The organism is Legionella cincinnatiensis (genome assembly GCF_900452415.1).
GTDB lineage: Bacteria > Pseudomonadota > Gammaproteobacteria > Legionellales > Legionellaceae > Legionella > Legionella cincinnatiensis.
Map to the genome: position 1 here is coordinate 2,704,993 of NZ_UGNX01000001.1, position 12,640 is coordinate 2,717,632.

A 12,640-nucleotide genomic window follows, 5' to 3' on the forward strand; every position below is an offset into this window, starting at 1 on the left:
TAAAAATGAACAGCAAAAAACAAATTCTCTCTAATTTCAGCCGTGCAAAAAGCCAATCTTTTTGCTTACGTCCTGATAATGAAGAACAGCTTGCTCATTATATTGCTCATAATCCGCAACAAAACCTGCTCATGCGTGGTTCAGGGTTAAGCTATAATGACAGTTGCTTTAATACTAATGGTTATGTTCTCGACAGTGAACGATTGAATCATTTTATTGATTTTGATTCTCAAACTGGTATTGTTACCTGTCAAGGTGGAGTACTGCTTAAAGACTTATTTTTATTAAATCCCGATTTCATTCCTCCAGTTCTTCCTGGTACCGTACACGCCACTGTTGCAGGAGGGATCGCTCACGATGTTCATGGTAAAAATAATCATAAAGAAGGTAGTTTTGGACATCATCTTATTAGCTTTGATTTGTTAATTGGCCATAAAAAAATCCATTGCAACCGCCATACAAATAGTGATTTATTTCATGCCACAATCGCCGGTTTAGGGCTTACTGGAGTTATTACTCGTGCCACCCTGAGACTTAAAAAAGCCTCCCGGTTTATTTTAGCAAAACACATGCAATTTCAATCATTACAAGAGCTTATCGAATTTATGTTAACTCATGGAGTCCATTATGATTATCAAGTCGCGTGGCTTGACTTATTAAACCCAAAGCCATGCGCCATCCTTTCTATAGCGAATCACTGTGAGCCTTTAAATATTAAAGAATATAAACCGTATACCATACCCAAAATTCCTTTTTCTTTAATTAAACCTTGGAACATGAAATTATTTAATCGCTATTTTTTTAAAAGTAAAAAGGAAGAAGAAAAACTCACACTCGAACAATTTAATAATCCACTCGATAAGATAAAACACTGGAATAGGCTTTATGGTCCTAAAGGATTGGTTCAATTTCAAGCAGTCTTTGATACAGCTAATGCGATAACCATTTTAGATCATTTAATCCAGATCATGCGAACATCCAACGCAACACCTACACTTGCCGTATTAAAACTATTTAGTCGCTCAGGAGACGGTTTACTGTCTTTCTGCAAACCAGGTTTTACCCTAGCAGTAGATTTCATTCATAATTCAGCCGCCAAGCAAGCAATTTCTTCAATGAATCAATTAATCATCGAGCTAAATGGTCGAGTTTATTTAGCCAAAGACTCACTTTTAAATGAAGAGCAATATAAAAAAATGTATGAAAACCATGCCCAGTTTTCTGAAATATTAAAACACCATGCATGCACTATGCATTCTGATCTTGCAACACGATTAGGGATAACAAAATGAGACAACGAACGTGGCTTATTCTAGGTGCTTCCTCTATTATTGCGGAAAAATTTGCTCATATTGTAGCTCAATCAGGGCATCAATTATTACTCGTGGGACGCCAAGCGAATCAGCTCGATATCATTGCAAAGGATATTAGCCTTCGATATCAAGTTAACTGTGAGGTAATCCTTGTCGATCTAGCAAACCAAACTGATAAATTACTTACTATTCTGCAACATGATACGCGTGAACTCAATGTATTTATTGCTCATAGTGATTTCACAGACAACTTACATTTGAATGCAGAAACAATTACTCAACTTATAAAAATAAATATTCTAACTACTACTTTGCTTATCCATTCTTACTTCAATCGCCCCCAAAAAGAATATCATTTATTATTTTTAAGCTCTGTGGCTGCATGTCGTGGTCGTGCCAAAAACAGTCTGTACGGGGCAAGTAAAGCAAACATTGAAATTTACCTACAGGGCTTACAACAGGCCGCACCCAAGAATCAACACATTACTATAGTTCGTCTTGGCTTTATTGATACAAAACAAACCTATGGCGTACCTGGGGTTTTTTATGCTGCCCCTCCCTATTCTTGTGCAAAAGCATGCTTAAAAGCGCTCAATCACCAAAAAAGAATGATCTATTATCCCTTCTTCTGGCAAGCAATTATGGCAATCATTACTCGCTTACCTTTTTTTCTCTATAAGAAAATAGGCAGCATGTAAATAAGGTTGGGACCACAAAATATTATTAGACACAATTGCCCTGAAATCTATATCAGGGCATATATCGTTGGAATACTAGAATCTTATGAATTAAAAGAAAAACGTTCGTCTTGCTCTTCACAGGGATCAACGCATGCACCAGGTCTTACTGCCGCTTTAAAGTTATTTTTAAAATCTAAGAATTTTTCACTTTGAGCCGTAAGATCGTGCATTTTCGAAATAGTCTCCCTCAAATCAGTATTTGGGTTTAAAAACTCAAGACTGTTCTTAACCAACTTGCAAATAGACGATTCTGTTTTTATTGATTGACTTATTTCTTGATAATGCTCTAATTTTTCTTTTAATTCCTTTCTTTTTTCCTCACTCAAAAATGGATTAAGTTGTTGGGTTTTCATATTAATTATTTCTTTTTGAAGATATAATTTTGTTACATTTAAAAGAAAGTTCCCTATAACTTTCACATGAGAGTCATTTTTTGAGTCGTCTACGATGGGGGATAACCTTCCATTGGCATTTCTATATTCTTCTAATGATACTGGTTTCGGTCCTTCAATCTTATTTTCTGTACAAACTTGTGCGCGCTCTTGATGTGCAACCCACTTATCATAAATTCGGTCTGAAACTATCAATTTTTTTCCATTCTCTGTTTTAAGAGATAAATCATTGTTTAATACGTAGCTAAGAGGATCATCTTGATACACAGTAAATATATATTGAGCAATTTTTGAACCTAAATCCCCCCAAATGAAACCTGCCGCATTATAACGTTTATGCTCTTTGTCGCTCTTGACATTAGGATCAATACATTTATCACTGGAATTATATTCAGGTTCAGACTTATCCTTATAAGCCCTATTGGCCCCCATAAACGCAACCGCATCTTTTTTTGCTTCAACGCGCCCAAATACCATAATACGATTAGGGGTAGTTAGCATTGTTAGATATTTCTCCATGAAGTTAATACTAAAGATGTTGGAATATGTTTCAGGAATCGCTATATTTAAGTTGTCTTCTGCAAAGGCTACCTTTTCTAATTTATTTTTTGCACCATCCAATATGTTGCTTGCCTTCTGTAAGTCTACAGTTCCACTATATCCCTTTTTTTCAACACACGTGGCAGTAATTGATCTCATTTGAGATACTTCTCGTGCTAACGCCCCATCAAGGATAGTACAATAATGTTTTTCTTGACCTTCTGAATTATCTTTTAAGCCTTGATTTTCCAATACTTCATCGACTAGCATTTTTAATGCTGAGGTTTTTCCACTCCCAGAGACTCCTCCAAGAAAGGCTAGAAGTTTTTTATCTCCTTTTGGACCATCAATTTCATTAATCGATCGATTAAATAAAGCATTTCGATATTCCCTAGAGTTCATTTCCTCTTCTAAAGCTAACTTATATAATTCCTCCAATTGTTTATCGCCTAGAAAATGTCGTAGCTTTGTTCCTGCTTTTTCAAGTTTATTGCTCTCGAAGTATTTTTTCTTTTTTGGATCAATATAATTATCTTGTGCCTGAAAAGCTTTGTTAATCTGATCCCAATAAAGTTCTCTAAAATATTTGGGATTATCAAAACTAATATTTGCCCCGTAACCATCTATTTTCTTAAAAAATTCTTCTGCTTTTTGTCTATGAGTTTGCTCATACTCATTAATACCCTCATGAAGAAGATTTTTTTGCTTTTCGGTTAATAACTTATCTACATAATTTTCTAATTCATAATAAGGGGAATTTTCATCTTTTTTAAATTTATATGTTCCAATATCTCCTTTCACCTGTCCTGGATCTACACGTCGCTCTTTATCTTCTTTCGCATTTCCTGGATCTACACATCGCTCTTTATCTTTCATTTGTTCACCTCACACTTATTTAATCAACCCCAAAGACCATAACTATTAATAGTTATCCATTGAATTTATTTGTTGATTTTATTTAACCATTTTATTCAATACTTAACCAATTTATTATATTGATATATCATATAAAATTTATAAATAATTTATTTTTTTCATTAAGTTAGGTAACGTACTAAAGTTTTTTATTTTGATGATGCAGAAAATTTATTTGTATTAAAATACTTGGATAGGTAAACTTGAATAGCGTGAGGTAGGATTATATCTAATAAAAACTTTTATCCCCAATCAAGGTAAGGGACAACAATAGCTTCCATACTGATTAAAAACCTATTTTAAATTAACGTGAGTTTCGGATAAAGAATCTATTTAGATCCAGTCTCCATTTCGGCCCGTTTGGGCTGAGGAGGCATATATGCCGTCTCGAAGCCTGAACACAGATCTTGAAAATTCGTGCTAAAGCTTCGAGACAGCGCTACGTGCTTCCTCAGCCCGAACGGATCGTGATAGAGAATCGTTATAATTATATCCTTATCCATAACTCACGTTAAATTAAGCAGTTTTTCTGGGTCATTGCTAGGAGAATCATCGACTTGTGATCGTGTATCTCGAAACATGGTATATAAATCTAACGCAGAAGTTGCTTTTGGACTCTCTATTTTTTTCTCTGGAAGCATACTTTCTGAATGTTCTTTTAGTCCAAACAATTCTTCTGTATTCTTAATAAAAAGAGATTTTTTCAGATGAAAAGTTATCATCGCTTGTTTAAATGCCGCAAATATTTTTGAGTTAGTTATAATATCTTGAGAAGTTTCTGCTTGATAACTGATTGCTTTATACAATTGCGAGTACATCCCTTTGGCACCTACTTCAGGGTGAAATTGCATGCTGTATAATGGAGAACCATATTTTGATTCAAATCCTTCAATTGTATAATTTGAATCATCAGCAATTGCCACTGTAGAAATCATTTGATCTTTATTAGCCAATTCTTTATGAGCGAGCTTTTCAATGGCATGCTTATGAGCTCCAAAAAATTGATGCGAATAAACCTGTGTTTGCTGCAACTGATCCCTATTTTCTTGAGTTTCAAAAAATATTTTTGCAAGCTCTGTTTTTGGATTAAATCCAACTAGAGAGTAACACATGTATCCCTGAGCATCTATGTCTTCCTCACTAAGGACTTTAAGTGTTCCTCCCAGATAAACATTGATAATTTGATGACCACCACAAATGCCTAAAATAGGAATCCCACGCTGCATTGCAACATGCACTTGGGCTAATTCTGCTATGGAGCGTGCTAAATCAATTCTATCAGGATGCTCTGTTAATGGTTCACTATAAAGTCTTGGATCAATTCTAGCATCACTTCCGGGAATAATGAGGCCATCTAACTCTTTCAGTAAGAGCGTTGCTTGTGTTTTAGCATGATTAAGTATTTCAAGAAATTTATCTTGATTTTCAAAAATACTGTCTAAATTACTTATGGTAGGAATAATAGCTCTATAATCAGTTTCAATTAAGTTTAAATTTTGTTCTAAAATAATATGTTTTATGGAATCAGCAGTAGCCCCTCCATTTTTTTTATTGTAGCTAATACCCACATTTACTTGTTTATAAGAATCAAATTTTGCCTTCATCAATTAACTTTTGTTTAAAAAATAAACGATTCTAGCATTAACATCATTATGGATTTATTAACAGAAGGAAAAACTGGATAATAATAAAATCCAGAAGTACAGAACAAACAGTGCTCATCCAAAATAAATGATTTCTATTCTGGCGTTGTTAAAGAATACTTGCCACCAAACTAGTCTATTTATTTTAAAATTCTAATCATGGGTAATATTGTTTTGATCAAACCAAAAAACTGTAAAATATAAATAACCAAAATAATGAGCACTAATACATTTAACAAACTTTTAATGGATGGCGGCATAGGAATAAATGTATCGATTAACCATAAAACCACCCCAAAGACAACAATCACGGCAATTAAATTGAATAACCCAGTCATAATAATCCCTATTAATGTCTTCTTCTTGATCAAATTATAGTCTATTTCCCAAGGACTTAGGGTAATTCATAAGTGCTTTTCGCAATTAATTCAAAACTTATTCATTTGGGAAGCATCTTTAACGATGTTCTATTTTCGTTTTGTCTTTCAATAAATCACGAATTTCAGCTAATAACAGTTCTTCTCTTGATAAAGGTTTTTCCTTTTTTTCTTCTTTCTTTTTCAAGAATGAAAAAACCTTTATGACTATAAAAATTGAAAAAGCAATAATAGTAAAATCGATGATTGTTTGCAAAAACTCTCCCCACTTAACTACTGCATCTCCCACCGTAAATGCTTTATTGGCAATATTAATGCCACCTAATAATAAACCAATAAGTGGCATAATGATGCCACTCACTAAAGCACTGGTTATTTTACCAAAAGCACCTCCAACAACCACTGCAACAGCCAAATCTATAACATTTCCTCTGATCGCAAATTCTTTAAACTCTTGTAAAAAACTCATATTATCTCCTTATCTATGGTTATTTTACAAAATGATAACTTTGAAGCCTAAAAGTAGAGAACATCCCAAAGGATGCTCCACTATGTTTATCGAAGAAAAATCTGTACTATGAATGCCTTACCATTTCCTTAATTTCCTTGAGTTTACTCTCGAAGTCAGCCGGCACCTCTCCTCCACCTTGAGCCATATCATCACGTCCTCCACCTTTGCCACACAGATGTCTGACCAAAGTAGCAGCAGTAGGCACTTTGCCTAAGATGCTTTTGCTTACCCCTGCAATCACATTCATTTTATTTTGATCCAGAGTAAATAAAACAATTACCGCATCTTCAAGTCTTGATTTCAGCTGATCTAAAGTAGTTCTTAGAGTTTGATTATCTACGCCCTCTAATTGCTTGATAAGCAAACTGACTCCATTGACTTTTTCTACTTCATTTGCCAGATCTGCACCTGATTTTTGCACTTTCTCACTTTGTAACTTCGCAACCTCTTTTTCCAGGCTTTTATTTTCGGCAAGAAGCTGACCTACCTTATCAGGTAGATTATTTGTTGTTGTTTTTAATAAAGAAGCTAATTCATTTAAAAGAGCTTGTTGCTCATTAACCCAGGCTAAAGCATAACGCCCCGTTACCATCTCGATGCGTCTTACACCACTGGCAATTCCATATTCAGCAATAATTTTAAATAACCCTATATCGCCTGTTCGTCGAGCATGAGTTCCGCCACACAGTTCTTTAGAAAATTCCCCCATAGATAATACGCGTACCTCATCAGCATACTTTTCCCCAAAAAGAGCGACCGCCCCACTTTTTTTAGCTGATTCAATATCCATTACTCGAGTTACTACCTCATTATTGGCACGAATTTGCTCATTAACTAAGCACTCAATTTCCTGAATTTGTTCAGCAGTCAATGATTCAAAATGAGAAAAATCAAAACGCGCACGCTCTGCATCAACTAAAGAGCCTTTTTGCTGGACTTGCGAACCAACTACAGTTTTTAAAGCAGCATGCAATAAATGGGTTGCTGTGTGATTTAAACGGATCGCTTCACGCCGCTCATTATCAATTTGCGCATGAACAAATTGATTCAAAGCAGCTGTACCATCCAGTATTTCTCCGTAATGTACTATTGCTTGACCTTTTTTTTGTGTGTCGTCGACTCGAAATCGAAAATCGGTGCTTGTCAGCATTCCCTTATCACCAACCTGACCCCCGCTTTCTGCATAAAACGGTGTATGGTCAAGAACCACAGCTCCTTTCATCCCTTGCTTTAAAACTTGAACTTCAACTCCATCTTGCAGCAATGCAATAATTTTTGCCTCTACTTCTTTCTTTTCATAACCATGAAAATCAGATTGGTAATCTAATTGAGTGTTTGCATTATAATCTACACTAAATTGGCTGGCTGCCTGGGATTGCTCTCTTTGCTGTTGCATCAATTGATTAAAGCCATTCATATCCACATATAAGCCTTGCTCGCGAGCAATATCAGCAGTTAAATCAATAGGAAAACCGTAAGTATCGTATAATTTAAATGCTATTTGTCCAGAAATTTCATAGCCACCCAGTGAATGCATTTGTTCTTGTAATAAACGTAAACCTTGCTCTAAGGTACGAGCGAATTGATTTTCTTCTTGATTAAGAACTTTTTCTATATGGGTTTTGGATTGAATCAATTCAGGGTAAGCATCCCCCATCACTGTAATTAAGGACTCGACTAACTGTGAAAAAAATGGAGTTGGCAATCCTAACTTATTACCATGTCTTATTGCTCGCCTAATAATTCTTCTTAAAACATAACCCCGTCCTTCATTCCCTGGGAGTACTCCGTCAGCAATTAAAAAAGCACTCGAACGAATATGGTCTGCAATTACTTTTAAAGAAGTCAGGCTTAAATCAGTCACATTTCCAAGTTTTGCAATAGATTGAATTAAGTATTGAAATGTATCAATTTCATAATTGCTATGAACTCCTTGAACTACGGCAGCCAAGCGCTCCAGTCCCATACCTGTATCAACGGAAGGTTTAGGCAATGGATGTAAATGACCTTCTTTATCTCGATTAAATTGCATAAATACCAAATTCCAAATCTCGATATAGCGATCACCATCCTCATCAGGACTTCCAGGAGGCCCCCCAGGAATTTCAGGGCCATGATCATAAAAAATTTCGGTGCATGGTCCACAAGGCCCTGTGTCACCCATGGACCAGAAATTATCTTTTTCACCACATCGCGAAAAACGTGCTGCTGAAACGTTCATTTCTTTTAGCCAAATATCCTCTGCTTCCTGGTCTTCTTTATAAACCGTAACCCACAAACGCTCCTCGGGTAAACGCATCACTTGAGTTAAAAACTCCCAAGCAAACTTTATTGCCTCACGCTTGAAATAATCGCCAAAACTAAAATTACCTAACATCTCAAAAAAAGTATGGTGTCGTGCCGTGTAACCGACATTTTCTAAATCATTATGTTTACCACCAGCACGAACACATCGCTGTGCGGTAACTGCGCGTTGATAAGATCGAGCTTCAACCCCTAAAAATACATCTTTAAATTGCACCATACCTGCATTAGTAAATAATAAAGTAGGATCATTAGCTGGAATTAAGGAGCTAGACTCCACTAATTGATGACCATGTTTTGTGAAATAATCAAAAAATGCTTGTCTAATTTCAGAACTTTTCATTTGCGAACCAATACCAATTTGAGTTAATTTTAATCTTCAACCATAACCCAGATGCAGCGCAACGCCATTAATTTAAGGAACCTATCTTTATCCTACGCCCCGCACCTTGTCCTCAAAACGTCGATTGACGGGGCTCTTAAGTTAATGGCAGTGTCTCTTCGCCCTGTACCCAGACTATGATTCTTCTCCAGCATGGAGAAAAGATGTGCCTTTTAATTCTTTTTTTACCTGAGCAATAACATCCATACTAAATCCACGATAAAGCAAAAAACGCTGCTGTTTTTGCAATTCATCAAAAGACAAATTAAGTTGTCCTTTACTTTTTTTCTGCCAGACATTTAGAGCGTATTGCAACCAATTATCTTGCTCTTGCTGCAAAAACTGATGAATTAATTCCTTATCAATTCCTTTATTGCTTAATTCTTGACTTATTTTTAAAGGTCCGTATCCCTGACGAATGCGCAAGTGACTGTATGCCTCTACAAAACGACCATCATTTTGCAAACTCATGCGTTGACATGCATCTAAGGCCTCTTTGATTTCTATCGAGCTATATCCTTTCTGTTTTAATTTATCATAAAGCTCTAACGCGCTGTGCTCGCGCCTGGCTAACAAGCGCACAGCACTATCAAATGCCTTAGTCATCAACAGTCTCAAATTCGTCTTGGGTAGCTGCAAGCATAGGTAGCTTTTTCTCTAGGAGCTCGGTACGAATTTGCTGCTCAAGAGTTGCAGCAACTTGAGAATGATCTTTCAAATACAAACGTACATTATCTTTACCTTGGCCAATTTTCTCTCCTTTATAACTGTACCAAGCACCTGACTTTTCAATAAGATTGAGTTGCACAGCCAGATTGATAATTTCACTCTCACGAGAAATACCTTCATTATATAAAATATCAAATTCTGTCACTTTAAAAGGTGGCGCTACTTTATTCTTAACTACTTTAACTCGGGTTTCACTTCCTAAAATCTCTTCACCTTTCTTTATTGAACCAATACGTCGTATATCCAGACGAACAGAGGCGTAGAACTTTAATGCATTACCACCAGTAGTTGTTTCGGGACTACCAAACATAACACCAATTTTCATACGAATTTGGTTAATAAAAATCACCAAAGTATTAGAACGTTTAATATTAGCAGTTAATTTGCGTAATGCTTGCGACATTAATCGCGCTTGTAAGCCAACATGTGAATCACCCATTTCCCCTTCAATTTCTGCTTTTGGAGTAAGTGCAGCAACAGAGTCAACAATGATTACATCTACAGCCCCAGAACGTACCAACATGTCGGTGATCTCTAAGGCTTGTTCTCCTGTATCGGGTTGCGAAACCAACAACTCATCAACATTAACCCCCAGTTTTTGGGCATAGCTTGGATCTAATGCATGTTCTGCATCAATAAATGCAGCCGTACCACCAACTTTTTGACACTCAGCAATAACCTGTAAAGTTAAAGTAGTTTTACCAGAAGATTCAGGACCATAAATTTCAACAATACGCCCTTTAGGTAAGCCACCAATTCCTAATGCTATATCTAATCCTAAAGAGCCTGTTGAAATTGCTTCTATATCACGAGCTACAGTGCTGTCACCCATACGCATCACTGATCCCTTACCAAATTGACGCTCAATTTGCGACAGGGCAGCTGATAATGCTTTTTGTTTATTTTCTTCCATCATGTCATCCAGGTAGTTACGCAAGATTAAAATTATCACACAGATAAGAATCAGCAGCAAATTGATTCATGAAGTTAGCCATGGTTTTTCTGAGCAGGAAGAATAAAACGAATAAAAGGAGTAGCATCATGAGATTTTTCGGAACTACCCATAGTCACTGTTCAGATAGGAAAGAATACCTGATAAGGCTTCCTGGCACGCAGCCAAACGTACCTCTTGTCTGTTACCAGGGTACTGTTTTATTAATGTCTTAGGTGCCACGCCCAAAGCCGCCCAACCAAAACACACTGTTCCTACAGGTTTTTCAATACTGCCGCCGTCGGGACCAGCTATACCTGTAACTGCCACTGCAATATGCCCCACACTATGTTGTAGCGCGCCAGTCGCCATAGCTTGAGCGACAGGTTCGCTTACTGCACCATATTTATCAATCAACCATTTGGGGACAGAAAGCTGCTCTTCTTTAGCTAAATTACTATATGTGACAAACCCTCGCTCAAACCAATCTGAACTCCCAGGAGTTTCAGTAAGGTAACTTGCGATAAGTCCGCCAGTACATGATTCTGCTGTAACTAATTGCCAATTATTTTTTTTTAAGATCGAAGCAATTCCTTTGATTAACTTATCAAAAGAGCTCATAAATATACCTAAATTAACGTGAGTTTGCCATAAAAGGCATTTCTATGTCTTTTATGCTGCTAAACGAACATTATCCCGTAAAACGTGCAGTATTTATACAGGATCCAGTTCTAAATAAAACCGGTTCGATATAAAAAATCACTTTATTTTATATCGAACTGACATTAAATTACCCTGGGTTATGGCTTAAAGCCTTCACCCAGGTTAAAGAATTTAGTGATTTTGATCACCAGCTGGTTGATTTTGTGCTGGTGGTGGTGTTGTTGTAGTAGCATTATTTTCTCCTGCTGTTGGCTGCTTATTGTCGTGCCCACCACATGCAGTTAATGCTAATGCCAAAAAACCTGTTGCAGCAATTAAAGCTAAACGGTTCATATCATTCTCCCTATAAGTTTAATATTTTTTTTGAATCCCTTTTGATTTTAGCAAATAAATTTAAATTCAACCATGACCTGTTGATATTTCAACAAAAATAGTAAAAAAATTATGAAGCTCTCTTGTATTTTCCGCTTAAAAAATTAACAATCCAACCAGCAAATACTCTGTCATCACATTTTAATTGGAGTGACTTTAATCCTTGCTCGTATAATTTCTTACCAAATTTTTGTTTTCGAATCTCAAGTAATGATTGAAAATAATTTTTACTAAATTCAGGGTGACCCTGCACTGTAAAAAAATTATCACCGATCTGCAGCATATAAAAAGGACAAAAATCACTAGTAGCCAATACCTCTGTCTCTGAAGGAGTCACTATAACCTGATCTTGATGACTCATAATTAGATTAAGCTTTTCTAAAGTGGGAAACATCCAAGGTTTATGTTGAGTTATTTGGTTGACTGACATTCCTATTCCCCAGCCTCTAGGGGATTTTATAACTTTCCCCCCTAATGCTTTAACAATCAGTTGATGACCAAAACAAACTCCTATTACTTTTTTTCGTGCATCATGAAGACACCGAGTAAATTCTTCCAGTGAGTAAATCCAAGGAAAATCATCGTTGACACCATGACGACTACCCGTAATGAGATATGCATCTGCTGCATCAATACTTTTGGGAAGCTCATTATTGCGCACATCATAGACTGTAAAATTCAAATCAGGAGCAACCTGATGCAGCAGTGTCTTATACATGTCGGGGTAAGTACCATGTACAGCAAGTAAGCCTGGATCAACCTGATCACATTGTAGTATGCCAATATTCATGATGACTCCTTAACAAGCTGAATCCTCTACATCACTAC

The 12,640-nt window shown here is 36.2% G+C and carries 12 protein-coding genes; 2 read left to right on the top strand and 10 right to left on the bottom strand.

The window, feature by feature from the left end; translation table 11 throughout:
* The first annotated feature begins 5 nt into the window (after positions 1–5).
* Entirely contained in the window at positions 6–1,292 is a 1,287-nt protein-coding gene (locus DYH34_RS12150; RefSeq protein WP_058465544.1) for an FAD-binding oxidoreductase, read from the top strand.
* On the top strand, positions 1,289–2,011 hold the full coding sequence (locus DYH34_RS12155; protein WP_058465543.1) for an SDR family NAD(P)-dependent oxidoreductase: 723 nt from the start codon (positions 1,289–1,291) through the stop codon (positions 2,009–2,011). The genes DYH34_RS12150 and DYH34_RS12155 overlap by 4 nt, the downstream gene beginning before the upstream one ends.
* A gap of 83 nt (positions 2,012–2,094) precedes the next feature.
* On the opposite strand, the gene DYH34_RS12160 is transcribed toward DYH34_RS12155, so the two are convergent.
* The 10 genes from DYH34_RS12160 to DYH34_RS12200 form a co-directional block, all read right to left on the bottom strand.
* Complete coding sequence (locus DYH34_RS12160) at positions 2,095–3,861, bottom strand: hypothetical protein (protein ID WP_058465542.1); 1,767 nt, start codon at positions 3,859–3,861, stop codon at positions 2,095–2,097.
* Between the two features lie 545 nt (positions 3,862–4,406).
* Positions 4,407–5,504, bottom strand: coding sequence for a gamma-glutamyl-gamma-aminobutyrate hydrolase family protein (locus tag DYH34_RS12165; RefSeq protein WP_058465541.1), 1,098 nt, complete (start codon positions 5,502–5,504; stop codon positions 4,407–4,409).
* 179 nt (positions 5,505–5,683) lie between these two features.
* Positions 5,684–5,881, bottom strand: a complete 198-nt coding sequence (locus DYH34_RS12170; RefSeq protein ID WP_003632194.1) for a Thivi_2564 family membrane protein — start codon at positions 5,879–5,881, stop codon at positions 5,684–5,686.
* 118 nt (positions 5,882–5,999) lie between these two features.
* Positions 6,000–6,389 (bottom strand): large-conductance mechanosensitive channel protein MscL, encoded by a 390-nt coding sequence (mscL, locus tag DYH34_RS12175; RefSeq protein WP_058465540.1) that lies wholly within the window; start codon positions 6,387–6,389, stop codon positions 6,000–6,002.
* A gap of 106 nt (positions 6,390–6,495) precedes the next feature.
* Positions 6,496–9,078, bottom strand: coding sequence for an alanine--tRNA ligase (gene alaS / locus DYH34_RS12180; RefSeq protein ID WP_058465539.1), 2,583 nt, complete (start codon positions 9,076–9,078; stop codon positions 6,496–6,498).
* 174 nt (positions 9,079–9,252) lie between these two features.
* On the bottom strand, positions 9,253–9,723 hold the full coding sequence (gene recX / locus DYH34_RS12185; protein WP_058465538.1) for a recombination regulator RecX: 471 nt from the start codon (positions 9,721–9,723) through the stop codon (positions 9,253–9,255).
* Positions 9,716–10,759: a recombinase RecA gene (gene recA, locus DYH34_RS12190; RefSeq protein WP_058465537.1), complete on the bottom strand. Its 1,044-nt coding sequence runs from the start codon at positions 10,757–10,759 to the stop codon at positions 9,716–9,718. Before recA ends, recX begins: the two co-directional genes overlap by 8 nt.
* A gap of 144 nt (positions 10,760–10,903) precedes the next feature.
* Positions 10,904–11,398 (bottom strand): CinA family protein, encoded by a 495-nt coding sequence (locus DYH34_RS12195; protein ID WP_058465536.1) that lies wholly within the window; start codon positions 11,396–11,398, stop codon positions 10,904–10,906.
* 213 nt (positions 11,399–11,611) lie between these two features.
* Positions 11,612–11,773, bottom strand: a complete 162-nt coding sequence (locus DYH34_RS18085) for a hypothetical protein (RefSeq protein ID WP_165481799.1) — start codon at positions 11,771–11,773, stop codon at positions 11,612–11,614.
* A 109-nt stretch (positions 11,774–11,882) separates the two neighbouring features.
* The gene (locus tag DYH34_RS12200; RefSeq protein WP_058465535.1) at positions 11,883–12,602 is read right to left on the bottom strand and encodes a glutamine amidotransferase-related protein; all 720 of its coding nucleotides are present in this window, start codon (positions 12,600–12,602) and stop codon (positions 11,883–11,885) included.
* Positions 12,603–12,640: the final 38 nt, after the last annotated feature.